The sequence below is a fragment of the Kitasatospora sp. NPDC085895 genome (genome assembly GCF_040702125.1).
Classification (GTDB): Bacteria; Actinomycetota; Actinomycetes; order Streptomycetales; family Streptomycetaceae; genus Kitasatospora; species Kitasatospora arboriphila.
On record NZ_JBFBJY010000068.1, the window covers coordinates 1 to 21987 of the forward strand.

General features: G+C 74.6%; 25 protein-coding genes and 1 pseudogene. 18 read left to right on the forward strand and 8 right to left on the reverse strand.

Annotation, left to right across the window (positions count from 1 at the left end; translation table 11 throughout):
• Positions 1-114 precede the first annotated feature (114 nt).
• Positions 115-450, reverse strand: a pseudogene (locus tag AB0442_RS31390) (helix-turn-helix transcriptional regulator); the annotation flags it as partial.
• 319 nt (positions 451-769) lie between these two features.
• Here AB0442_RS31390 and AB0442_RS31395 point away from each other — a divergent pair.
• The 3 genes from AB0442_RS31395 (at position 770) to AB0442_RS31405 (ending at position 3573) form a co-directional block, all read left to right on the forward strand.
• Complete coding sequence (locus AB0442_RS31395) at positions 770-877, forward strand: hypothetical protein (RefSeq protein WP_366167005.1); 108 nt, start codon at positions 770-772, stop codon at positions 875-877.
• A 111-nt stretch (positions 878-988) separates the two neighbouring features.
• The gene (locus tag AB0442_RS31400; protein ID WP_366167006.1) at positions 989-2230 is read left to right on the forward strand and encodes an aromatic acid exporter family protein; all 1242 of its coding nucleotides are present in this window, start codon (positions 989-991) and stop codon (positions 2228-2230) included.
• Between the two features lie 296 nt (positions 2231-2526).
• Entirely contained in the window at positions 2527-3573 is a 1047-nt protein-coding gene (locus AB0442_RS31405) for a glycoside hydrolase family 19 protein (protein WP_366167044.1), read from the forward strand.
• A 77-nt stretch (positions 3574-3650) separates the two neighbouring features.
• Here AB0442_RS31405 and AB0442_RS31410 read toward each other — a convergent pair whose 3' ends face one another.
• Complete coding sequence (locus AB0442_RS31410; RefSeq protein ID WP_366167007.1) at positions 3651-4493, reverse strand: DUF4097 family beta strand repeat-containing protein; 843 nt, start codon at positions 4491-4493, stop codon at positions 3651-3653.
• 109 nt (positions 4494-4602) lie between these two features.
• On the reverse strand, positions 4603-5121 hold the full coding sequence (locus AB0442_RS31415) for a toxin-antitoxin system HicB family antitoxin (RefSeq protein ID WP_366167008.1): 519 nt from the start codon (positions 5119-5121) through the stop codon (positions 4603-4605).
• 274 nt (positions 5122-5395) lie between these two features.
• On the opposite strand from AB0442_RS31415, the gene AB0442_RS31420 reads away from it, so the two are divergent.
• Together AB0442_RS31420 and AB0442_RS31425 are read left to right on the forward strand one after the other, a co-directional pair.
• Positions 5396-6490 carry a PQQ-dependent sugar dehydrogenase gene (locus AB0442_RS31420; RefSeq protein WP_366167009.1) on the forward strand — a complete coding sequence of 365 codons (1095 nt, stop codon included), beginning with the start codon at positions 5396-5398 and terminating at the stop codon, positions 6488-6490.
• 83 nt (positions 6491-6573) lie between these two features.
• Positions 6574-7494 carry an alpha/beta fold hydrolase gene (locus AB0442_RS31425; RefSeq protein WP_366167010.1) on the forward strand — a complete coding sequence of 307 codons (921 nt, stop codon included), beginning with the start codon at positions 6574-6576 and terminating at the stop codon, positions 7492-7494.
• On the opposite strand, the gene AB0442_RS31430 is transcribed toward AB0442_RS31425, so the two are convergent.
• Positions 7403-8980 carry a glycoside hydrolase family 43 protein gene (locus AB0442_RS31430; RefSeq protein ID WP_366167011.1) on the reverse strand — a complete coding sequence of 526 codons (1578 nt, stop codon included), beginning with the start codon at positions 8978-8980 and terminating at the stop codon, positions 7403-7405. The genes AB0442_RS31425 and AB0442_RS31430 overlap by 92 nt on opposite strands.
• A 258-nt stretch (positions 8981-9238) precedes the next feature.
• On the opposite strand from AB0442_RS31430, the gene AB0442_RS31435 reads away from it, so the two are divergent.
• The 3 genes from AB0442_RS31435 (at position 9239) to AB0442_RS31445 (ending at position 11583) form a co-directional block, all read left to right on the forward strand.
• Complete coding sequence (locus AB0442_RS31435) at positions 9239-10336, forward strand: methyltransferase domain-containing protein (protein WP_366167012.1); 1098 nt, start codon at positions 9239-9241, stop codon at positions 10334-10336.
• Between the two features lie 131 nt (positions 10337-10467).
• Positions 10468-10884, forward strand: coding sequence for a hypothetical protein (locus AB0442_RS31440; RefSeq protein WP_366167013.1), 417 nt, complete (start codon positions 10468-10470; stop codon positions 10882-10884).
• Positions 10885-10995: 111 nt separating this feature from the next.
• A complete protein-coding gene (locus AB0442_RS31445; protein WP_366167014.1) occupies positions 10996-11583 on the forward strand; it encodes a DUF6434 domain-containing protein in 588 nt (195 codons plus the stop codon).
• 7 nt (positions 11584-11590) lie between these two features.
• On the opposite strand, the gene AB0442_RS31450 is transcribed toward AB0442_RS31445, so the two are convergent.
• On the reverse strand, positions 11591-12916 hold the full coding sequence (locus AB0442_RS31450) for a YncE family protein (RefSeq protein ID WP_366167015.1): 1326 nt from the start codon (positions 12914-12916) through the stop codon (positions 11591-11593).
• A 142-nt stretch (positions 12917-13058) separates the two neighbouring features.
• Here AB0442_RS31450 and AB0442_RS31455 point away from each other — a divergent pair, with 142 nt between their 5' ends.
• A complete protein-coding gene (locus tag AB0442_RS31455) occupies positions 13059-13715 on the forward strand; it encodes a TetR/AcrR family transcriptional regulator (RefSeq protein WP_366167016.1) in 657 nt (218 codons plus the stop codon).
• A 50-nt stretch (positions 13716-13765) separates the two neighbouring features.
• Here AB0442_RS31455 and AB0442_RS31460 read toward each other — a convergent pair whose 3' ends face one another.
• Positions 13766-13900, reverse strand: a complete 135-nt coding sequence (locus AB0442_RS31460) for a hypothetical protein (protein ID WP_366167017.1) — start codon at positions 13898-13900, stop codon at positions 13766-13768.
• A 297-nt stretch (positions 13901-14197) separates the two neighbouring features.
• Here AB0442_RS31460 and AB0442_RS31465 point away from each other — a divergent pair, with 297 nt between their 5' ends.
• The 9 genes from AB0442_RS31465 (at position 14198) to AB0442_RS31505 (ending at position 20254) form a co-directional block, all read left to right on the forward strand.
• Positions 14198-15007 (forward strand): histone protein, encoded by an 810-nt coding sequence (locus AB0442_RS31465; protein WP_366167018.1) that lies wholly within the window; start codon positions 14198-14200, stop codon positions 15005-15007.
• A 5-nt stretch (positions 15008-15012) separates the two neighbouring features.
• Positions 15013-16305, forward strand: coding sequence for an SRPBCC family protein (locus AB0442_RS31470; protein WP_366167019.1), 1293 nt, complete (start codon positions 15013-15015; stop codon positions 16303-16305).
• A 21-nt stretch (positions 16306-16326) separates the two neighbouring features.
• Complete coding sequence (gene gvpJ / locus AB0442_RS31475) at positions 16327-16719, forward strand: gas vesicle protein GvpJ (protein ID WP_366167045.1); 393 nt, start codon at positions 16327-16329, stop codon at positions 16717-16719.
• A complete protein-coding gene (locus tag AB0442_RS31480) occupies positions 16716-17525 on the forward strand; it encodes a GvpL/GvpF family gas vesicle protein (protein WP_366167020.1) in 810 nt (269 codons plus the stop codon). The genes gvpJ and AB0442_RS31480 overlap by 4 nt, the downstream gene beginning before the upstream one ends.
• Positions 17526-17674: 149 nt before the next feature.
• Entirely contained in the window at positions 17675-18313 is a 639-nt protein-coding gene (gene gvpO, locus AB0442_RS31485) for a gas vesicle protein GvpO (RefSeq protein WP_366167021.1), read from the forward strand.
• Positions 18310-18759, forward strand: coding sequence for a gas vesicle protein (locus AB0442_RS31490; RefSeq protein ID WP_366167022.1), 450 nt, complete (start codon positions 18310-18312; stop codon positions 18757-18759). The genes gvpO and AB0442_RS31490 overlap by 4 nt, the downstream gene beginning before the upstream one ends.
• Entirely contained in the window at positions 18756-19646 is an 891-nt protein-coding gene (locus AB0442_RS31495) for a GvpL/GvpF family gas vesicle protein (protein WP_366167023.1), read from the forward strand. Before AB0442_RS31490 ends, AB0442_RS31495 begins: the two co-directional genes overlap by 4 nt.
• A 6-nt stretch (positions 19647-19652) precedes the next feature.
• A complete protein-coding gene (locus AB0442_RS31500) occupies positions 19653-19940 on the forward strand; it encodes a gas vesicle protein (RefSeq protein ID WP_366167024.1) in 288 nt (95 codons plus the stop codon).
• A complete protein-coding gene (locus AB0442_RS31505) occupies positions 19937-20254 on the forward strand; it encodes a gas vesicle protein K (RefSeq protein WP_366167025.1) in 318 nt (105 codons plus the stop codon). Before AB0442_RS31500 ends, AB0442_RS31505 begins: the two co-directional genes overlap by 4 nt.
• 42 nt (positions 20255-20296) lie before the next feature.
• Here AB0442_RS31505 and AB0442_RS31510 read toward each other — a convergent pair whose 3' ends face one another.
• The gene (locus tag AB0442_RS31510) at positions 20297-20599 is read right to left on the reverse strand and encodes a DUF4193 domain-containing protein (protein WP_344628380.1); all 303 of its coding nucleotides are present in this window, start codon (positions 20597-20599) and stop codon (positions 20297-20299) included.
• A 110-nt stretch (positions 20600-20709) separates the two neighbouring features.
• A complete protein-coding gene (locus AB0442_RS31515) occupies positions 20710-21969 on the reverse strand; it encodes a SpoIIE family protein phosphatase (RefSeq protein ID WP_366167026.1) in 1260 nt (419 codons plus the stop codon).
• Positions 21970-21987: the final 18 nt, after the last annotated feature.

The following is a 21987-nucleotide window of genomic DNA, read 5'->3' on the forward strand; positions in this document are numbered from 1 at the left end:
TCTTCGGCGGCCCGGACCGGCGACCCCGGATCCCGGCACCCCGCACCCCCGCACGGCCCGCTCCCCGCACCCGGGAAGCGGGCCGTCGCCATACCAGGACACGGCCGCGGGCCGTCAGCCGTGGCGGCCGGCGAGGACGGGACCGAGCTGCGTCCGGGAGCGGATGCCGAGGACGGCGAAGACGTTCCGCAGGTGGTGTTCCACCGTGCGGGGGCTCAGCGACAGCTGCCGGGCGATCTCGTTGTTGGTGGCGCCCTCGGCGGCCCGCCGCGCGATGTGCGTCTGCTGGGCGGTGAGGGCGGTCAGGCCGCGGCCGCGGGCGGAGCCGTCGTCGGCCGGACCGTCCGGTGCGGTGCCGGCGGCCCGCGGTTCACCCCGGGCCTCCTCCGCCCACGGCTGGGCTCCGCACCGCTCGAAGCCGTCCAGCGCCTCCTGCAGGTGGTGCCGGGCCCGCCCGGGGCGGTGTCGTTCACGAGCGCCGCCGCGGCGGAGTCGGGCAGCGGGCCGAGTGCGAGGTGCGGCGGCCCGGCGAGGTGGTCGGCCGGGGCGGGCGGGCCGCTCGCGTCCGGCCGGTCGGGTGCGGTGCCGTGGTGGGTGTCGGCCGTGAGCAGCAGGGCGGTCGCGCAGTGCGGGTTGAGGCGGCGGGCGGTTACGGCTCCTCCGAGCTGTACACACCTTCGAGCACGACTGGAACCAGTCCAACCGGACCAGTGCCGCGCAGCTCGCGGCCTACGTCGACCAGGTCCGCGCCAAGACCGGCGCCGCCCAGGTGGACCTGGTCAACCACTCGACGGGCGGCCCGGTCACCCGGACCCGCATCGGCTTCCTGACCGACCTGTCGGTGCTGGCGCAGGTGCGCGGATTCGTCTCGGCCTGACCCGCGCGCAGCACGTCCCGCCCCTCCGGGTGCCGCGGCGCCGGCCACGGCACCCGGAGGGGTGCGCCGCGCCGTCCGGGTGCCGGGCGGCGCGGCGGGTACAAGGGAGTGATGCGCGATCTGTGGATCAGGACCAGGAGTGCCGCCCGCCGGTGGATCAAGGACCCGACCGTCGCCCTGTACCTGCGGGCGACGGTCGCCGCCACGCTCTCCTACGCCGTCGCCGTGCAGCTCAGTGCCGAGCCGGCCCCGCTCACCGCGCCGCTGACGGCCCTGCTGGTCGTCCAGGTCACCGTGTACTCGACCCTCAAGACGAGCATCCGCCGGGTCAACTCGGTCATCGTCGGGGTGCTCATCGCGATCGGCTTCAGCGCGGTGGTCGGCCTCTCCTGGTGGAGCCTCGGGCTGATCATCCTGGCCTCGCTGGTGGTCGGGCACTTCGTCCGGGTCGACGAGTTCGTCAACGAGGTCGCGATCAGCGCCATGCTGGTGCTCGGCGTCACCCGCCTCGCCTCGCAGGCCTGGGACCGCGTCCTGGAGACCCTGATCGGCGCCGGGGTCGGCCTCGCCTTCAACGTCGTCTTCGCACCGCCCGTCTGGGTCGACACCGCCGGCGAGTCCATCGAGGACCTCGCCCGCCGGGCCCGTCAGCTGCTGCTGGAGATCGCCGAGGAGCTCGGCGGCCCGGCGCCGGTCGAGCAGGCGGCCGCCCGGCTGCACGAGGCCCGCCGGCTGGACCAGGCGATCGCCGACGTGGACGCCGCGCTGCGCCAGGCCGAGGACAGCCTGCGGCTCAATCCGAGGGTCAGCGAGGGACTGCTCTCGCGCATCGTGCTGCGCACCGGCCTGGACACGCTGGAGATCTGCGTGGTCGTCATCCGGGTGCTCACCCGCTCGCTCACCGACCTGGCCAAGCGCCGCAACGGCGACGAGCGGCTCTTCCCCTCCGACGTCACCGTCTCGCTGGGCGAGCTGCTGGAGCACGTCGGCGGCGCCCTGGTGAGCTTCGCCGTGCTGGTCACCACTCAGGTCAGCCGCAGCGCCGAGGAGGCCGAGGACCGCCTCACCGCCGAGCTCGCCGCCGCCTGGGCGGCCCGCGAGAACGTGGCGCACCAGCTGCTGCGCCACGTCCAGGAGGACCCGGAGGCCTGGCAGCTCTACGGGTCGGTGCTCGCCGAGATCGACCGGATGCTCGACGAGCTCGCCCTGGAGCACCGCTCGCGCCGTCTGATGGAGGAGCTCGACCGGGCGTCGATGGCCAACGCCGAGCGGATGGACCGGCTCGGCCGGTTCGCGGGGCTGCGCCGGCTCGCCCGCGGCGAGCGCCGCCGGACGGCCGGCCGGAAGGCCTGAACCGGCGCCCGAGGGGGCGGGCCGCGCGCCTTGAGGAGTTCTTAGGGTTCCGTTGAACCTCCGCTCAGACACGCCTTCTTGACAGGTATAGACCAGTTTGGTTGAGTCCTCGTCAACCCCGCAACGGCGGCCCGGCACCCCTCTTCCGACGGTGTCCGCAGGCCCGCGTGCGCGGTCCCCTCCGTCCTCGATCCCGTGCGGCCCCCACCGCACCAAGGGGTGATCACGTGTCAGTGAAGCACCGTCTTCCGGCCAAGCGCCGGTTCATCGCGGCCGCCGCCGCGGGCGCGGCCGCGATAGGCCTCGCCGTCCTGATTCCCACGTCCGCCTCGGCCGGCACCTGTGCCTCGGCGTGGAACTCCTCCTCCGTCTACACCGGGGGCATGTCCGCCTCCTACAACGGCCACAATTGGACCGCCAAGTGGTGGACCCAGAACGAGACCCCCGGCGGCGCCTCCGGCGTCTGGGCCGACAACGGCGTCTGCGGCGGCGGTGGCGGCTCCACCCCGACCCCGACCGGCGGCGGCAGCTGCGACTACCCGGCCTGGGTGGCCGGCCGCACCTACACCACCGGCACGGTCGTCAAGTACTCCAACGGCAACCTGTACCGGGCCACCCACGACAACCCGGGCTACGACCCGACGATCTCCACCTGGTACTGGGAGCCGTACGACTGCTCCGGCGGCGGCAGCACGCCGACCCCGACCCAGACCTCGAACCCGGGCGGATTCCCGGTCAGCGAGGCGCAGTTCAACCAGATGTTCCCGAACCGGAACTCCTTCTACACCTACGCGGGCCTCAAGGCCGCGCTGAGCGCCTACCCGGCGTTCGCCAACACCGGCAGCGACACGGTGAAGAAGCAGGAGGCCGCGGCCTTCCTCGCCAACGTCAGCCACGAGACCGGCGGCCTGGTGTACGTGGTCGAGCAGAACACCGCCAACTACCCGCACTACTGCGACTCCTCGCAGCCGTACGGCTGCCCGGCCGGCCAGGCCGCGTACTACGGCCGCGGCCCGATCCAGCTCAGCTGGAACTTCAACTACAAGGCGGCCGGCGACGCCCTCGGCATCGACCTGCTGCACAACCCCAACCTGGTGCAGACCGACTCCTCCGTCGCCTGGAAGACCGGCCTCTGGTACTGGAACACCCAGTCCGGCCCCGGCACCATGACGCCGCACAACGCGATGGTGAACGGCGCCGGCTTCGGCGAGACCATCCGCAGCATCAACGGCAGCCTGGAGTGCAACGGCGGCAACCCGGCCCAGGTGCAGAGCCGGATCAACGCCTACCAGAGCTTCACCCAGATCCTCGGCACCGTCCCGGGCAACAACCTGAGCTGCTGATCCACACGCACACGTGACACGGGCGGGGACCGTACGGTCCCCGCCCGTGTCACGTCCGTGCGTCCGTACGGACCGGCTCAGGCGCGGGCGTGGCGGACGTCGATGTTGCCCCAGCGGGTCCGGGCCCGGACCTCGACGGTGTCCTCGGCCTCCTCCGGCGGCGTCGCGTCGGAGAGCGAGTTGCGGACCTGCCCGCGCTCGGAGCTGACGTCCAGCCAGGCGGCGGTGCCCTTGCGGATGCCGACCTCGATGGCGCCGTAGGCCGTCTCCAACTGGACGGCGCCGCTCGCGACCTCGGCGACCCGCAGGGTGCCGTGGGCGGTGGTGGCGGTGACCGGGCCCTCGGCCCGTGCGATGTCGATGTCGCCGTTGGCGCCGCTCACCCGCAGCTCGCCGAAGGCGGCGCCGACGGTCGTGCTGCCGTGCGAGTTCTTCAGCACGGCCGGTCCCTCGACCGTCCCGACGCGCACGCTGCCGGAGCTGGTGGTGATCTCGGCGGCGCCCTGGACCCGGTCGACGGTGATCGAGCCGTGCGAGGCGGTCAGCCTGAGCGGCCCGGTGGTGTCCAGGCGGACGTCGCCGGCGGAGGTCTTGACGCGGACCTCGCCGAGCCGGCCCTCGCCGAGCACCTGGGTCCAGGAGCCGGTCACGTCGACGTGCGAACCGGCGGGCAGTTCGACCGTCACGTCGACGGCGCCGGTGGGCCCGATCAGTGCGCGCTGCTTCGTCCTGACGGTCAGGACGCCGCCGGCGAAGGTCACCTCGGCCTGCTCGGCGGCCCGCACGTCCCGGTCCTTCTTCGGGTCGAGGGGCAGCACCTCGACGACCGTCTCGGGGCGGTCGCCCGCGGTCAGCCGAACGGAGCCGGCGGCCACGTGGGCGTGGGCGGAAATCGGTTCGGGAGTGTCGTACGAAGGCATGGCTGTCCCGTCCTCCTGGCTCGTCAGGACGTCCCCGCTGGTGGGACGCGGTCTGGGTGAAGTGGTGCGGGTGGGGTGCTGCGGGGCGGTGCGGGGGTGGGGGCTGGGGTCAGCGCACCCAGCCCGTGAAGCTCTGCCCGACGCTGCGGGTCCGCTCCGCCGTGCGCGGCGGCGTGCCGCCGTCGAGCGCGGCCGAGACGGCCCGGACGAGCCAGGCGTTGACCGACAGCCCCTGGCGGGCCGCGGCCTCCTCGGCGCGCGTCTTGAGGTGGGCCGGCAGGCGCAGGTTGACCCGGGCGGTGCCGCCCTCGTCGCCGTCGGCGGGCGGCTGCGCCGCGAGCGGTTCGACGGGCGCGGCGGCCGGCTGCGCGGGGCCGCTGCCGGCGGGCGGCAGCGTCACCACGAAGTCCGGGTCCAGTCCGCGCAGCCGTACGTCGACCGAGCCGGGGGCGAGCTCGCGGGTGATCTCGTCCATCGCGGCGGAGAGCACGTTGAGCATCGTCAGGCGGGTCGCCGACTCCAGGGGGGCGGTGAGCCGCTCGGCCAGCTCGCGGGCCTGGTCGCCGCCGGCCTCGGCGGCCACCGCGAGTTCGCGCCGCAGGGAGTCGACATACGGAGTGAGGTCCATGACGCCATAGTGGCACCATCATGGTGCCATGTGCAAGTCCTCCTGGCCCCACCTGCGTGGTTGGTCGGCGTCAGACCATCCTGACCTGCGGGAACGAGGGTGGCGCGAGCCTGACCGCGGTGATGTCGCACGATGGTTGAGCCGCTTCCGTGGTGCCAGCATGGCGTCACATGGCGCCATTCGGCGTCACGCGCGAAGCGTCGGCCCGGATGTGGTGAGCTGGAGGGGCTGCCCGGCGTGGACCGGGCGGCCGTCGCCCCGCCGGGAGGCCCGCGTGAAGCCGCGCACCGTGACCGCACTCGCCCTGCTGCCCGTCCTCGGCGCGGCCCTCGCCGGCTGCGGCTCGTCCACCCCGGCCGCCAGCGCCACCGCCACCGGCTCCCCCGGGGCCTCGGGCGGCGCGGACGCCACCACGGTCGCCGACCGGTTGAACACGCCGTGGGGCGTCGCCCGGCTGCCGGACGGCGCCCTGCTGGTCGGCTCCCGGGACACCGGGCGGATCCTGCGCATCGACCCGAGGACCGGCGCGCGCACCGACATCGGGACCGTCCCCGGTGTGGACGCCTTCGTCGAGGGCGGACTGCTCGGCCTGGCCCTCGGCCCGAACGGCCGGCTGTACGCCTACTACACGGCCGCCGACGACAACCGGATCGTCAGCTTCGCCTACGACCCCTCGCGGCCGACCGGCGCGCAGCTGACCGACCCCGCATCCGTGCTCACCGGCATCCCCAAGGGCGACAACCACGACGGAGGCCGGATCGCCTTCGGCCCCGACGGCCTGCTCTACGTCGGCACCGGTGAGACCGGACGCTCCCAACTCGCCCAGGACCGCAACTCCCCGGGCGGCAAGATCCTGCGGATCACCGCCGACGGCGCACCCGCTCCCGGCAACCCCTTCCCCGGCTCCCCGGTGTACTCGCTCGGCCACCGCAACGTGCAGGGGCTCGCCTGGGACGCGCAGGGACGCCTGTGGGCCTCCGAGTTCGGCCAGAACACCTGGGACGAACTCAACCTGATCGAGCCCGGCGCCAACTACGGCTGGCCGGTCGTCGAGGGCAGGGCCGGCCGGTCCGGGTACACCGACCCGGTCGTCCAGTGGCGGCCGGCCGACGCCTCGCCGAGCGGCATCGCCTACGCCGACGGCGCGATCTGGACGGCCGGGCTGCGCGGCCAGCGCCTGTGGCGGATCCCGGTGAACGGCGACGGCACGGCGGGCACCCCCGCCGCCGTCCTCGACCACACCGCCGGGCGGCTGCGGACGGTGGTCGCCGAGCCGGACGGCACGCTGCTCGTCACCACCAGCAACACCGACGGCCGTGGCGACCCGCGCCCGGGCGACGACCGGATCCTGCGGTACCGCCCGAGCTGACGCCGGTGCGCCCCGTCGCGGGCGCTGCGCCGGCCGCTCCGCCGCGGGACCATCGAGTGGGGTCCGCCGCGGGGAGGTGCCGCATGGAGGAACCGGCCACCCGGGTCGCGCACCCGCCGGGCGGGCCGGTCCTGCCGTACGCCGAGCAGGGCGATCCCACCGGGACGCCGGTCGTCCTGGTGCACGCCGTCGGCGACTCCTGGCGCGCCTTCGGGCCGCTGATGGCCAGGCTGCCCGCGGCGCTGCACGTGTTCGCACCGAGCCGGCGCGGGCACGGCGGCGCCGACTGCCGGCCGGCGGGCTACCGGCCCGCGGACTTCGCGGCCGACCTCGCCGCCTTCCTCGACCTGCTGGGCATCGACCGGCCCGTGCTCGTCGGCGCGTCCAGTGCGGGTTTCACCGTCCGCCGGTACGCCGCCGAGCACCCGCAGCGCGTCCGCGGGCCGGTCCTCCTCGGCACACTCGCGCTGCTGGCCGACAGACCGGAGGCCGTCGCCGTCCGGGACGCCGTCTCCCGGATGACCGAGCCGCCGGACCCGGCCGCCGTCCGCGCGATGGTGGAGTCGGTCGTCGCCCGGGCGCTGCCGCCGGACTTCGCCGACCTGATGGTGCGGGAGGGCCTGCGGGTGCCGGCCCGGGTGTGGCGGACACCGTCGACGGGCTGTTCGGCGAGACCGGGCTCGACGGCTTGGAGCGGATCACCGCACCCGCCCTGCCGATCCGGGGCGACCGGGACGGGATCCTGCCGCGGGCCGACCAGGAGCGGCTGGCGGCCGCCCTGCCGCGCTCCGAGCTCCTCGTCCACGAGGGCTCGGGCCACGTCGTCCAGTGGGACGACCCCGGGCGCACCGCCGCCGACCTGGCCGAGTTCGTCGCGACCCGCTGCGGTGGCGGTGTCGTCGGCGGCGGCGGTCAGGACGCGGCGTAGCGGAACCAGTCGAAGTCGGCCCGGGTGGCCGTCGGGTGCGGCGCGGTGGCGTACAGGCCGAGGTGGCAGCCGGTGAACCCGCCCGCGTGCCGGCTGCTGAGGATGCGCCCGTCCACCGTGCCGAGCTCGGCGGCCGGGCCGTCGGCGGGCCCGCAGCGGAAGGTGTACTGCTGGCCGCGGGCGACCGCGCCCAGCACCAGCGGGCCCGAGGCGAGCGGCAGTTCGGCCCGGACGGTGTCCCGCGCGCCGTCCCGGACGGTCAGCCGGGCGACCCGGCCGCCCGCGCCGTCGCCGTCCACCAGCAGCCGGACGTGGTGGTCCGGGTCGTAGTACGCCACCAGGCCCGCCTGCTCGCCGGGTGTGGCCGGTGCGAAGTCGAGCGCCGCCTCGGCGGTGAAGTCGGCGTGCTGCTGGCGGCGGCCGACGAAGCTCGGCGTCACCCGTTCGGCGAGGGTCTGCGGCAGCAGTCGCAGCCGCAGGTGGCCGGGGCGTTCGTCCAGGCTGTGGAAGGCCGCCCGCGGGGTCCGCAACAGGCTCCAGTGCGGGCCCAGTTCCGGCGCGTCGAAGTGGTCGACCGGGCCGGGCTCCGGCCAGGGGTGCGGCGGCAGCGCGATCCGGGTGGACTCCTCCAGCCGGCCGCTGCCGGGGTTGACCACCGGCCAGCCGTCCTCCCAGGCGACCCGGGCGACGAAGGTCTCCCGGCCGAGGTTGGCGTGCCCGCCGCCGCCGTACGGCCGGGAGGCGAGCAGCAGCGCGTACCAGTCGCCGGCCGGGGTGCGGACGAGGTCGGCGTGCCCGGCGCCGGTGACGGGGTGGCCGAGCCCGAGGTGGCGGTGGGTCAGCACCGGGTTGCGGGGGTTGTTCCGGTACGGCCCGGTGAGCCGGCGGCTGCGGGCGACGGTGACGGCGTGGTCGTGCTCGGTGCCGCCCTCGGCGAGCACCAGCACGAAGTGGTCCTCGTGCCGGTACAGGTGCGGGCCCTCGGCCCAGCGGGCGTCGACCAGGGCACCGCGGAAGAGCACGTGCTCCTCGCCGGTGAGCACGCCCCGGTCGAGGTCGATGCCGCGCAGCCAGATCTCCGTCCGGCCCTCCTCGTCGGTCGGGCGGGTGCCGAGCAGGTGGGCGGAGCCGTCGTCGTCGAAGAAGAGCGACGGGTCGAAGCCGGGCGCCCCGGGCAGCCAGACCGGGTCCGACCAGGCGCCGGCCGGGTCGTCGGCGGTGAGCAGGAAGGTGCCGTCCTGCTGCAGCCCGTCGACCAGGGTGCACACCAGGTGGAAGCGGCCGCGGGCGTGGTGCAGCGAGGCGGCGTAGAGGCCGCCGGAGGGGCGGACGCCGTCCAGGGCGAGTTGCCCCGGGCGGTCCACGGCGTGCCCGATCGACCGCCAGTGCGCCAGGTCCCGGCTGTGGAACAGCGGGAGGCCCGGGAAGTACTCGAAGGAGGAGGTGACCAGGTAGTAGTCCTCGCCGACCCGGCAGACCGAGGGGTCGGGGTGGAAGCCGGGCAGGACGGGGTTGCGGGCGTCCTGGTGGCGCGGTGCGGTCCGGTCCCCGGGTGCGGACATGGGTGCCTCCGAGAGTTCGGGCGGACGGCGGACGGCGGACGGTGCCGTGGGTCATGGGGGTCATGGGGTCATGGGTCGAAAAGTTTCGGAAATGTTTCCGATCGGACCGGTCCGACCGTACGGCGGCGGTTTCGCCGCAGTCAAGGCCCGCCGGGGCGGGCCGGCCGGTCCCGGACGGAGCGCCGCCGGAGCCGGCCGAGCGTACGTTGGAGGTGCGGCACCGCTCGGCCAGCCGCCCCCGGTAGCAGGAGGTGCCCGATGGCCAACCCGGAGAAGGGCATTCCGGAGAACGGCGGCGGGGAGTTCGACCCCACGAAGGCCGAGGCCTTCGCCGGCCGGATGGTCGACGTCCTCAACGGAGCCGCCCTCGCCCTGATGACCAGCGTCGGCCACCAGGCCGGCCTGTTCGACGCCATGGCCGGCTCCCCGCCCGCCACCAGCCCCGACCTGGCCGCCCGCACCGCGCTCGACGAGCGCTACGTCCGCGAATGGCTCGGCGGCATGGTCGTCGGCGGCATCGTCGAGTACGACCCGGCCGACGGCACCTACCGGCTGCCGCCCGAACACGCCGCCTCGCTGACCGCGGCCGCCGGCCCCGACAACCTGGCCGGCATCATGCAGTACGTCGGACTGATGGGCGAGGTCGAACAGCAGGTCGTCGGCGCGTTCCGGCACGGCGGCGGCGTCCCCTACTCCGCCTACCCCCGCTTCCAGGCGCTGCAGGCCGAGGAGAGCGCCCGGGTCTACGACCTGGCCCTGGTGGACACCATTGTGCCCCTCGTCCCCGGCCTGACGGACCGCCTGCGGGCCGGCATCGACGCGCTCGACGTCGGCACCGGCCAGGGCCACGCGCCCGTGGTCCTCGCAGCGGCCTTCCCCGAGAGCCGCTTCCACGGCCTCGACCAGTCGGAGGAGGGCATCGCCGTCGGCCGCTCCCAGGCCGAACGCCGCGGCCTGGCCAACGTGACCCTCGCCGTCGGCGACTCCACCGGGATCGCCGGCACGTACGACCTGATCACCGCCTTCGACGTCATCCACGACCTCGCCGAACCGGCGGCCACCCTGGCCGCGATCGCCGCCGCACTGCGCCCCGGCGGCACCTTCCTGATGGGTGACATCGCCGCGTCCAGCCGGCTGGAGGAGAACGTCGGGCACCCCTTCGGCCCGGCGCTCTACTGCTTCTCCGTCTTCTACTGCATGACCACCTCGCTCAGCACCGGCGGCGCCGGACTCGGCACCGTGTGGGGCGAGCAGACGGCCCGCCGGATGCTCGCCGAGGCCGGATTCGGCGAGGTCGAGGTGCGGTCGGTCGAGGGCGACCCGCTCAACGTCTACTACGTGGCCCGCAAGGACTGACAGCCCGTCCGATCCGGCCCGACTCCCCCCGTGTGGCGGCGCGCCGCGCGGGCAGACGCCTCCCCGGGGCCGGCCGCCGCGGCGGCCCGACCTGCCCGACGCACCGTCAGCCGCCCGGAGGAGGGCCACCGATGAACCCGACCGTCCCGCAGCACCTCTCCGTCGCCGAACTCGCCGCCGAAGCCGCCGAACTGCTCCGCGTCGCCGCCGACGCCCCGCACCGCGGCGGCGGCCCCGGCCTGCTGCACACCGCCGAGGCCGCCGAGGCCGTCGGCGCGCTCGCCGGCCTCACCGCCCGGCTGCCCGAGCTCCTCGACCGGCTCGAAGCCTTCCTCAGCAGCGAACAGGCCGCCGGCCGGATCGCCCCCGACCCGGCAGGCACCGACGCCTACGACGCCATCCGCACCGCCCGGGACGCCCGCGAGCAGCTCTACGAGGCCAGCCGCACGGCCGCCCTGCTCGCCGAGTCCATGGCCGCCGCCGCCGGCACCCTCGCCCCGCTCGGCGGCCCCCGGACCGCCGGCGGCCCCACCCTCCCGCACGCCTGACCGGCGGGCCGCGCGCTGCCGTGCCCGGCCCTGCCGACGCAGGTGCCCGGTGCGCCCTCCGTCGTCAACCCCCGTCCGCGGAGCGTGCCGGGCGGCGGGCAGAATGGCCTGATGAACGGGGACGGGGACACCACGACCGCAGGACACGAGCCCAGACCGCCGCTGACGGCTGCGCTGAGCGGTGCCGAACTGCTGCGCTGGTACTGGACCCTCGAAGAACTCACCGCACTGGCGCGGGAGACGGGCGTCCGCCGGGGCGGCGGCAAGCCGGCCCTGACCGCCCGGCTGGCCGCCGTGCTGGACGGCGGGCTGCTGCCGGACGCGCCGCCGTCGCGCCCGGCCCGGACGGCACGGCAGCTCGCCGCGCCGGTCGACGGCGACACCGTGATCCCCGCCGGCCAGCGCTGCAGCCAGGTGCTGCGCGCCTGGTTCACCGAGCAGATCGGGCCGTCCTTCCACTTCGACGCGCACATGCGCGCCTTCGTCGCGGAGAACGCCGGCCGCACCCTCGCCGACGGCGTCGGCCACTGGTACGCGACCCGGGCCGAGGCGGCCGAGCCGCAGGAGGTCGGCGCCCAGTTCGAGTTCAACCGCTTCCTGCGGAGCTGGCACGCCGAGCACCCCGCCGGCACCCGCGCCGAGGCGCTGGACGCCTGGCGGGCGCACCGCTCCCGCCCCCGCGACGCCGCGGCCCACTGAGCGGCCGTCAGGGAGCCGGCGGGGAGGTCCAGTCGGCCGCCACGTGACCGAGCCGGACCCGCTGGGGGTGGTCGCCGACCGGTGTCGAGGCGGTCTTCCGGCCGGTGGCGAAGTCGATCGCGGTGATCCGGTCGGCCCCACTCTCGGAGATCACGCAGGAGGCGCCGTCCCCGCTGACCGTCGCCCAGTACGGCTTCGAGGCGGCGACCAGCGGGCCCTCCTTCAGGGTGGTGCGGTCGACGACCGTGGCGTAGTCGTCCATCGTCCCGGCGACGCACAGGTGCGCGCCGTCGGGGCTCATGGCCAGCCCGTGGTGCCGCGAGTCGTTGACCCAGGTCGTGCGGTCCGGGTTCGTCGCCGGGTTTCCGGGAAGGTCGGCGACCCGGGTGATCCGGTCGGCGGCGACGTCGTACTCCAGCACGCCGTTGAAGAACGACACCTGGAAGTAGAGCATCGAGCCGTCGGGGCTGAACGCCACCGGGCGGACGGCGTCCGAGAGGTCCTGGCGGCCGATCGCGTCCAGCCGCTGCCGCATGTCGATCACCTTCACCTGGCGGAAGGTCTGCGCGTCGACCACGGTGATCCGCCGGTCGCCCTTCGTCCAGTCGAGCCACGGTGCGTCGAGGGCGGTGGTGACCTCGCCGATCGCCATGTTCCAGATCCGGGTGCCGCCGTCGGTGAAGACGTTCTCGTGCGGCTTGTCGCCGGTGGCGAAGGAGCCGAGCTGCCGGCCCGTGCGGATGTCCAGCACGTGCACGGTGTCGGCGGTGGAGGCGGAGACCGCCACCCGGGTGCCGTCCGGCGAGACCGCCATGTGGTCCGAGCGGTAACCCGACACCGGGAAGCGCCAGTTGATCCGTCCGGTGGCCAGGTCGACGGAGACCACGTCGGCGAAGCTCGGCCGGGAGACCACCACGGCCGAGCCGTCCGGCGTCGAGTACATGTCGTCGACGAACTGGTCGTGCCCCTCGCCCGGGCCGAGCCGCACCCCGAGGAAGTACGCCAGCTTCACCGGGTTGAGGTAGATCTCGGCGAGCCGCTGCGCCTTGTCCGGTACGACGTCGATCCGGCCGATCCGGGCGAGTGCGCCGGTGGACTCCACCACGTCCGCGGTGCCGTCCCAGTTGTTGCCGACGAAGAGCACCTCGCGCAGTCCGTCCGCCCGGGCCGCGGCCGTGGCCGCGGTCGGCAGCGGGGTGGCGCCGGCGCTCGCCGCCCCGGCGGTCAGGGCGAGCGCGGCGCCGGTGGCGAGCAGGGCTCGGCGCAGTCCGGTGCGGCGCGGTGCGGTGGGGCGCGCGGGTTGGGCGGGGGAGCGGTGGGCGGGTCGGGGCATCGTCGTTCCTTCCGGGTGGTGGTCCAGGGAGGATCTGAAAACGAGCACATTCAGATTTGCTACTTGAAAGTAACGACGGGTGGGTGTCCCGACAAGACGGCGGGCGCGGGAAAATGAGGGACCGTCGACAACGGGGGGTGCGGTGACAGGCAGGCTGAGGCAGCCGACCGGGCGGTACGCGGGCCGGTCCGCGGAGGACCGGCAGGCCGAGCGCCGGCGGCGGTTCCTGGCCGCGGCGCTGCAGCTCTTCGGCGACGCGCCGGGCTACCGCTCCACCACGGTCGCCGCGCTGTGCGAGGAGGCCGGGCTGTCGAGCCGTCAGTTCTACGAGGAGTTCCGCACCCTGGAGGACGTGCTGGCCGAGCTGCACCTCCAGGTCAACGACTGGGCCGAGCAGGCCGCGCTGGAGGCCCTCGCCGAGGCCGGGGGGCTACCGGTCGCCGAACGCGCCGCGGCCGTCTTCGGCGCCTACGCGGCGCACGTCACCGGCGACCGGCGCCGGCTGCGGATCACCTTCGTCGAGATCATCGGCGTCAGTCCGCGCATGGAGCAGCAGCGGCTGGCCCGCCGCTCCCGCTGGGTCGACCTGCTGTGCACGGAGGCCGCGGCGGCCGTGGCCCGCGGCGAGGCGGTGCCGCGCGACTACCGGGTCGCCGCCGCCGCGTTCATCGGCGGGGTGAACGGTTTGCTGCACGACTGGGCCGAGGGCTGGGTGGAGGCCACCCTCGACGAGGTCGTCGCCGAACTGGTCCGGATCCTGCTGGGCATCCTGGACGCGCCGCCGCCGGCGGCCGGCTGACCGGCCGGCCGACCGCCACCGTGCCGGCCGCCGTCGAGGTGTGGCGGGCCTCAACCGTGTGCGGCCGCGTGCTCGGCCGGTTCGAGCAGGGTCTCCAGGTCGTGTGCGGCCTCCGCCGCGCACAGTGCGGTGGGCGGGGCCGGGCCGGCGAAGGCGGCGGCCGTCCTGCAGTTCCTCAACGGCATCACCGGGACCCATCGCGCCCACTCCCGTCGCCGGGTCCCCGGGCGGGGACGTCTTCGACGGTGAACCCGTACCCGGATACCGGATGCAAGCGTCGGCCGGCCGCCCGCACCGACGCCACCTCCGCTGCTCAGCGTGACAGTTGGTCGCCCATTGTCGGTCAATTGGGACATTTCAACCACTCTGAGCTCACCGTTTGTGATCGACATGGCCGGGTAGGCGGGCCAGAGTCTTCGTCGGACGGATCCTCGATGCCCGACGGATCGACGACGGGGACAACCACCTCCGTAGGACACACCATGAAGAACGCCAAGCTTGCCGCAGCCGTCAGCGCGGGCTACCTCCTCGGGCGCTTCCACAAGGCCCGGTGGGCGATGGCCCTCGCCGGGGCGGTTGCGGGAAAACGCCTGACCACTGATCCCGCAGCGCTGCTCGGCGGCCTGCTCGAGTCGTCGCCCCAGCTCCGGCAGCTGGCCGGCAGCGTCCGCGGCGAACTCGCCGACGCCGGACGCAAGGCGGCGGTCGCCGCGGCCGGCAACCGCGTCAACGCGCTGACCGACTCGCTCCAGCGCCGGACGGAGTCCCTGCGTTCCGGTTCCTCCGGCGACTCCGGTGACGAAGCGGACCACGAGGAACCCGAGGACGAGTACGAGGAGGAACCGGAGGACGAGGAGCCGCAGCACGACGAGCCGGACGAGGACGCCTCGGACGAGGACACGTCGGACGAGGACACGTCGGACGAGGACGACCAGGCCGAGGAGGCCAAGCCCGCCCGGTCGCGCAGCACGGCCAAGGCATCCACGGGCCGGGCCACCCGCAGCACGGCCTCGCGGGCGACCTCCGCAGCCTCCGAGGGCGGCCGGACCGCGCGCGGGACGGCACGCAAGACCGCCTCCGCCGCCAAGTCGACCAGGCCCGCCGCCAAGAAGACCGCTTCCGCGGCCCGCGGCGCCGCGAAGAAGACCGCCTCCCGGGCGAGCGGCACGGCCAAGAAGGCGGCCGCCTCGAAGAGCACCGCGCCGAAGAGCGCGGCCACGAAGACGGCGAAGAAGGCCACCGGTACGGCCCGTAAGACGGCGCGCAGCACCACAGCACGGAAGCGAGCGTGATGGCGATGGCCGGCACCTCCACGGACCGCGACGGCGGCGGCATCGGTGCGCTGCTCGACGAGCTGCCCACCGACCGCCTCAAGGACCAGGCCCGCGAACTCGCCACCGCACTGGGCGAACGCGCGATGGTCAAGGCCGGTGACAAGATCGGCGACGTCACCGACCGGCTGCTCGACTACGTCGAACACGGACCGGCCGAGAAGATCGGCGAGAAGCTCGGCGGGGGCGGCGGCGGTGTGTCGCCGATGAAGATGATGTTCGCCGCGGGAGCCTCCGGCGTGAAGCAGCTCGTCTCCAACAAGCTCACCGGCGGGGGCAAGGGCAAGGGGAAGGGCGGGGGCAAGAAGCTCAAGCTGACCAACATCGTCGAGGACGTCGAGGTCGGCGTGCCCGTCCGCGTCGCCTACAACCAGTGGACGCAGTTCCAGGACTTCCCGAAGTTCACCAAGCGGCTGGAGTCGGCCAACCAGGAGTCGGAGCAGAAGGTCTCCTGGAAGGCCGGGATCTTCCTGTCCCACCGCACCTGGGAGTCCACCATCGTCGAACAGGTCCCCGACGAGACCATCGTCTGGCGCTCCAAGGGCAACAAGGGCCATGTCGACGGCACCGTCACCTTCCACGAACTCGCGCCCAACCTCACCAAGATCCTGATGGTGCTCGAGTACCACCCGCAGGGCCTGTTCGAGCGCACCGGCAACATCTGGCGCGCCCAGGGCCGCCGTGCCCGCCTGGAGCTCAAGCACTTCCGCCGGCACGTCATGACGCACACCATCCTCGACCCGGACTCGGTCGAGGGCTGGCGCGGCGAGATCCGCGACAGCAAGGTGGTCAAGTCCCACGAGGACGCCCTCAAGGAGGAGGAAGAGGCCGAAGGCCGCGAGGGCGAGGAGGCTCCGGAGGACGACCGGGGCGCCGAGCAGGACGAGTACGAGGACGAGGAGCCCCTGGAGGGCGAGGAGAGCGACGAACCGGAGGAACCCGAGGACGAGTACGACGACGAGGAGGAGGACGAGGGGGACGAACCGGAGGAGTCCTACGACGAAGAGGACGAGGACGAGGACGAGGAACCGTACGAGGACGAGCCCGAGGACGAGTCCGACGCCGAGCAGGACCGCGGCGAGGACTCCTACGAGGACGAGCCCGAGGACGAGCCCGAGGACGAGGACGAGGACGAGCCCGAGGACGAGGAGTACGACGAGGACTCCTATGACGAGGAGGAGCCCGAGGAGGAGGAGCCCGAGGAGAACGAGGAGCCCGCTCCGCGGTCCCGCCGCAGGGTCCCCGCGGGGAGCAGGTGATCCACCGTGTCCGCCGTCGCCATGCAGACCGGCCGCTGTCTCGACCGCCCCCCGGCGGGCGGTCTGCCCGACGTCCTGGACCTGATCCTGGACAAGGGCCTGGTCATCGACGCCTACGTCCGGGTCTCCCTGGTGGGCGTCGAACTGCTGACGGTCGACGCCCGGATCGTCGCCGCCAGCGTCGACACCTATCTGCGCTTCGCCGAGGCGGTGAACCGGTTCGACCTGGCCGACGGCCGCAGCCCGGACCCGTCCGAGCTGGTGAACGGCATGCACGACGACGGGGCTCGCGACCGGTCCGCCGGTGCGCCGGAGGGCGCGCAGGAGCAGGATGGTCAGCAGGAGCGGCAGCACGAGCAGCGGCCGCGCCGCCGCACCCGCCCCGCCGCCCACCGGAGGGAGCAGGAGCGATGACCGCCCGGGCCGGCACCGGCAACCGCGGGGGCGGCGTCCCCGCTCGGGCCTGCTACGTCTACGGCATCGTGCCCGCCGGCACCCGGACGCCCGACGACCTGAGGGGCGTCACCGATCCGCCGGCGCGGATCGGTGTGGTCGGCCGCGGCCGGGTGGCCGCCGTCGTCAGCGAGGTGCCGGTGGACCGGCCGCTCGGCACCGCCGCCGACCTGCGTGCCCACGCCGACGTGCTGGACACCCTGGCCGCACGGCACACCGCCGTCCTGCCGATCCGCTTCGGCGCGGTCGTCCGCGACAGCCACGCGGTCGAGGAGGACCTGCTCGCGCCCTACGAGGAGGAGTTCCACGCCGCACTGGAGGAACTGGCGGGGCACGCCCAGTTCACCGTCCGCTGCGACTACCGGGAGGAGGAACTCCTGCGCGACATCGTCGCCGACCGGGCGGACATCGCCCGGCTCCGCGAGGACGTCGCCACCCAGGGCGAGGCGGCCGGCCACTACCTCCGCGTCCGGCTGGGCGAGCTGATCGCCGACGAGATCGCCGCCCGCCGGGACGAGGACGCCACCGTCCTCGCGGACAGCCTCGCCCGGCACGCCACCGCCGTCGCGCCCGCCCGCTCCGGCGTGGTCGAACAGCGCTTCAGCGCGGCCTTCCTGGTGCGGGAGACCGAACGGACGGCGTTCGAGCAGGCCGCCGAGGGACTGGCCCGGCGGTGGGCCGGCCGACTGCGGGTCCGTTTGCTCGGCCCGCTGGCGCCCTACGACTTCGCCGCCGCCTTCGCGGAGGCGGCGGAAGGGATCGGGTAGCGATGCGACCCCTGTCCGCACCGGCGGCCCCGCCGCTCGCCGCCGCCCGCGGGGAGTTCCCCGGCCGGGCGGCCCACCGCACCGGCGCGGCCGGGGCGGTGGGACACCCGCGTCACGCCGGATCCGTCAGGCACCGGGAGGTGTGAGCCGTGCCAGTCCGCAGATCCCGCCCCACCGAGGGCGACGAGCCGGAACGGCCGATCGAGCGCCGTTCCCGCCGGACACCCCCGGCCGACCCGCCGCGCGCCGCCCGCCGCCGGGCCGCGGAAGACCCTCCGGACAACCCGGAGGAGCGTCCGGTGCGTCGCCGCAAGCCCGCAGGGACGTCGGATTCGGGTTCGGGGGCGGACGAGCACCGGGTCGAGTCGGTCGACGGCCGTTCCCGCGGGGCGCCCCAGGAGGAGACCTCCCGGTCCGCCCCGGCGTCGGACGAGTCGGAGGAGCGTCCCGTGCGCCGCCGGGCCGGCGGCACGGCCGATCCCCGGGGCGCGGGAGAGGAGCCCCGGCGCCGTCCGGCGGGCGGGAAGCTGACGGCCCGTCGGGCCGCGGCCGTGGCCGCCGACGACGTCGACGACCTCACCGGCCGGACACCGGAGGGCATCACCTCGATCGACCGCACGGAGGACGGCTGGCGGATCGGTGTCGAGGTACTGGAGTCCCGCCGCGTCCCCGACTCCGCCGACATCCTGGCCGTCTACCTGGTCGCCCTCGACGACGACGGCGACCTCATCTCCTACCGCCGCGAACGCCGCTACTACCGGGGCAGGCCCGAGGAGGACTCGTCATGACCCAGCCGACCGTCCGGCCCGGCGACCGGTTCCTCGCCGCACAGTCCCGCGGGACGGGCGCCCAAGGCGCCAACCTCGCCGACCTGTTGGAGCGCGTCCTGGACAAGGGCATCGTGATCGCGGGTGACATCCGGGTGAACCTGCTCGACATCGAGCTGCTCACGATCAAGATCCGTCTGCTGGTCGCCTCCGTCGACCGCGCCCGGGAGATGGGCATCGACTGGTGGGAGCACGACCCCTCGCTCTCCTCCGGCAAGCGCGACCTCGCCCTGGAGAACCGCCGGCTGCGCGAACGCATCGGCGAACTCGAGGCGGGCCGCACCGGCCGGCGCACCATCAGCCGGGCCGACGACCGGGCCGACGACCGGGCCGACCACCGGGACGCCGAACCGGAGGACGACGAGGCGCCGCCCGTCCGGCGCCGCCGCACCGGAGGTGCATCATGACCACCCCGGACCTCACCTGGCTCTACGCGGTGGTCCGCGAGGTCGAGGACGGAACGCTCGCGGGCCTCACCGGGGTGGCGGGCGAGCCGTTGCGCGTGCTCACCGCCCCGGGGCTCGTCCTGGTGGTCGGCTCGGTGCCGCGCGGCGACTTCGACGAGCAGGCCCTGCAGCGCCGCCTGGCGGACCTGCCCTGGCTGGAGTCGGCCGTGCGGGCGCACCACCGGGTGATCGCCGAACTGGCCCGGGCCGGCCACACCCTGCCGCTGCGCTTCGCCACCCTCTACCGGGACGACCGCGGCGCCGCCGCGTTCCTCCGCGGCGCCGGCCCCCGTCTCCGGGCCGCCCTGGACCGGGTCGCCGACCACGCCGAGTGGGGCGTCAAGGTGTACCTGGACGCCGCCGCCCCGGACCCCGCCGACGTCGGAGCCCCCGCCGACCGGCCCGGCACCGCGTACCTGCTGCGCCGCCGCGCCCAACGCGACGCCCTCGCCCGCCGGTTCGAGGAGGCCGCGGCCGGTGCCCGGGAGATCCACGCGACGCTCGCCGCCCGCGCGGGCCGGGCTGCCGAGCACCCGCTGCAGTCCGCGGAGGCGAGCGGCCGGTCCGACCCGATGCTGCTGAACGGCGCCTATCTGGTCGAGCAGGACAGGGCCGCCGAGTTCGGCGCGGCCGTCACCGAGCTCGGCCGCCGCTTCACCGGGGTCCGCCTGGAGCTGACCGGCCCGTGGCCGCCGTACTCCTTCGCCGACATCCAGCCCGAGCCGGCACCGGAGACCGAGCCGGCACCGGAGACCGCAGCAGCACCGGAGACCGCAGCGGACCACGTGCCGGCGGGACGGGCCGAGCAGGGGTGGCCGGCCAAGACCCCGTCGGCCGAGGGCGGGTGAGCCGCCGTGACCGCCCCAGGCGCCGTGACCACCGCGGGCGAGGTCGCCCGGACGTCCCCGTACCCCGTGGACGACCGCAGGATCGCCCTGGTCGACCTGCTCGACCGGCTGCTCGCCGGCGGCGTGGTCGTCACCGGTGAGATCACCCTCGGCATCGCGGACGTCGACCTCGTCCGGATCAGCCTGCGCGCTCTGATCTCCTCGGTCGGCACCCTGGCCGCCCAGTACGTCGACTCCGCCGGGGGGTCCGCGCCGGACGCACCGGACGCGGGAGTCGCGGAGGGCGCGCCGTGACCGCACCGGGAGACGGCCGGGCGCCGCGCACCACGGTCCCGGGCCGCCGGATCGAGCTGGACCCGGAGGCGGTCGGTCGGGACCTCGCCGCGCTCGTCCTCACCGTGGTCGAGCTGCTGCGGCAGCTGATGGAGCGCCAGGCCCTGCGGCGGATGGACGCCGGCGACCTCACCGAGGACCGGATCGAGGTGCTCGGCCGCACGCTGATGGCGCTGGAGGAGCGGATGGACGAGCTCCGCGAGCACTTCGATCTGCGGCCCGAGGACCTCAACATCGACCTCGGGCCGCTGGGCCCGCTGCTCCCCCCGGAGTGACCCGCAGGCCGTCCGGGGGAGCAGCGGGCCCCGTCGGCGCGTTCAGTCGGCGCACTCCTTGCAGATCGGCTGACCGCTGGAGTTCTCGCCGGCGAGCTGGCTGCGGTGCCGCACCATGAAGCAGCTCGCGCAGGTGAACTCGTCCTGCTGCTTGGGCAGGACCTGCACGGTGAGTTCCTCGCCCGACAGGTCGGCTCCGGGCAGTTCGAGTCCCTCGGCCGCGTCGAACTCGTCGACGTCGACCTTGCCGTCGGCGCGTTCCGCCCGGTGGGCCTTGAGCTCCTCGATGCTGTCGTCGGAGCTCTCGTCGTCGCCCTTGCGGGGGGCGTCGTAGTCGGTGGCCACGGTGTCGTCCCTTCATGGACTGGTGGACTGGTTGACCTCGGGGGAGACCAGCCTCCCTCCGGAGCCGTTCCCGCGCACCCGCTGCGGAGCGTGCGGTACGGCGGGGCGGATCAGAGCCGGACGGCGACCAGCGCGATGTCGTCGGTGCCCTGACCGTCGTCCGCGCCCAGGTCGGCGAGGACGGCGTCCGCCAGTGCCTCCGGGCCGAGCCCGCGGTGCCGGGCGGCGCTGGCGGTGAGCCGTTCCAGCCCCACGTCGATGTCCTCGCCGCGCCGCTCGATGAGGCCGTCGGTGTAGAGCACCAGGGTGGCGCCCGGCCGGTACCCGGCGGCCGCCTCGGAGCGCGGGATCCCGTTCTCCCAGGCGCCGAGCGGCGGGTCGGTGGCCCCGTCGAGCACCTGGACGGAACCGTCCGCGTGGACGAGCACCGGCGGCGGGTGCCCGGCGCTGCTGTAACGGACGGTGCGGGTGGAGCGGTCGACGACGGTCTGCACCGCGGTCGTCGACAGCGCGCCCTCGACGGTCACCGCGTAGCGGGCCAGGGTCTTCAGCGCCTGCGCCGGCTGCCGGGTGGCGCGCAGGGCGGCGTTGAGCGCGCTGTGCAGCCGGCCCGTGATCCCGGCCGCCTCCAGTCCGTGGCCGACCACGTCGCCGACCGCGACACCGAGCAGCGACCGGTCCAGGTCGACCAGGTCGTACCAGTCCCCGCACACGTTCAGCGTCCGGGTCGCGGGCCGGTAGCGGACCGCCGCGAAGGAGCGGTACGCAGGAGGCACGGCGGGCAGCAGCGACCGCTGCAGGCTCAGCGCCACCTCGCGCTCGCGGGCGTGCGCCTGCCGCAGCTCCTCGTTGAGGTCGGCGAGCTCCTGCGCCCGGGCCAGCAGGTCCGCCGCCATGTGCGCCTCCCGGGTGAGGCCGGTCAGCACCGTGCCGTCTGCCGGGCCGCGGCCGTCGAGGATGCTCCGCACCAGGGCGGTGACCTCCTCGACCCGGTGCACGATCGCGACCACCTCGCCGTCCGGGCCCAGCACCGGTGCGTTCAGCGTGCTCCAGTACCGTTCCTCGAACACCCCCGGCCGGTCGGTGTGGTCGACTCCGTACCTCTGCAGCGGCATGCTGTCGCTCTGCCGGGTGGTGAGCACCCGCTGCAGCGAGGCGCGCAGCGGGACGGCCCCGGTTGCCTCGCCGTGCGCCGGGTCACCGGGGAAGACGTCGAACAGCAGGCGGCCCACCAGCTCCGCGCGGCTGCGGCCGGACACCCGCAGGTAGGCCTCGTTGGCGTCCGCCATCACCAGGCCGGGGGTCAGGACGAGCATGGGGCTGGGCGTCGCCCGGAACGCCGCCCCGTAGTCCACAGCCGGCGCGTCCACACCGCTCCTCGGTCGTGA

Coding starts and splice junctions, on each gene's coding strand:
- AB0442_RS31415 (WP_366167008.1), bottom strand. CDS start 5,121: ATGGACCTCACTCCGTATGTCGACTCCCTGCGGCGCGAACTCGCGGTG.
- AB0442_RS31450 (WP_366167015.1), bottom strand. CDS start 12,916: ATGCCCCGACCCGCCCACCGCTCCCCCGCCCAACCCGCGCGCCCCACC.
- AB0442_RS31410 (WP_366167007.1), bottom strand. CDS start 4,493: ATGCCTTCGTACGACACTCCCGAACCGATTTCCGCCCACGCCCACGTG.
- AB0442_RS31440 (WP_366167013.1), top strand. CDS start 10,468: ATGAACCCGACCGTCCCGCAGCACCTCTCCGTCGCCGAACTCGCCGCC.
- AB0442_RS31425 (WP_366167010.1), top strand. CDS start 6,574: ATGGAGGAACCGGCCACCCGGGTCGCGCACCCGCCGGGCGGGCCGGTC.
- AB0442_RS31480 (WP_366167020.1), top strand. CDS start 16,716: ATGACCGCCCGGGCCGGCACCGGCAACCGCGGGGGCGGCGTCCCCGCT.
- AB0442_RS31430 (WP_366167011.1), bottom strand. CDS start 8,980: ATGTCCGCACCCGGGGACCGGACCGCACCGCGCCACCAGGACGCCCGC.
- AB0442_RS31470 (WP_366167019.1), top strand. CDS start 15,013: ATGGCCGGCACCTCCACGGACCGCGACGGCGGCGGCATCGGTGCGCTG.
- AB0442_RS31465 (WP_366167018.1), top strand. CDS start 14,198: ATGAAGAACGCCAAGCTTGCCGCAGCCGTCAGCGCGGGCTACCTCCTC.
- gvpJ (WP_366167045.1), top strand. CDS start 16,327: ATGCAGACCGGCCGCTGTCTCGACCGCCCCCCGGCGGGCGGTCTGCCC.
- AB0442_RS31490 (WP_366167022.1), top strand. CDS start 18,310: ATGACCCAGCCGACCGTCCGGCCCGGCGACCGGTTCCTCGCCGCACAG.
- AB0442_RS31495 (WP_366167023.1), top strand. CDS start 18,756: ATGACCACCCCGGACCTCACCTGGCTCTACGCGGTGGTCCGCGAGGTC.
- AB0442_RS31445 (WP_366167014.1), top strand. CDS start 10,996: ATGAACGGGGACGGGGACACCACGACCGCAGGACACGAGCCCAGACCG.
- AB0442_RS31435 (WP_366167012.1), top strand. CDS start 9,239: ATGGCCAACCCGGAGAAGGGCATTCCGGAGAACGGCGGCGGGGAGTTC.
- AB0442_RS31400 (WP_366167006.1), top strand. CDS start 989: ATGCGCGATCTGTGGATCAGGACCAGGAGTGCCGCCCGCCGGTGGATC.
- AB0442_RS31460 (WP_366167017.1), bottom strand. CDS start 13,900: ATGCCGTTGAGGAACTGCAGGACGGCCGCCGCCTTCGCCGGCCCGGCC.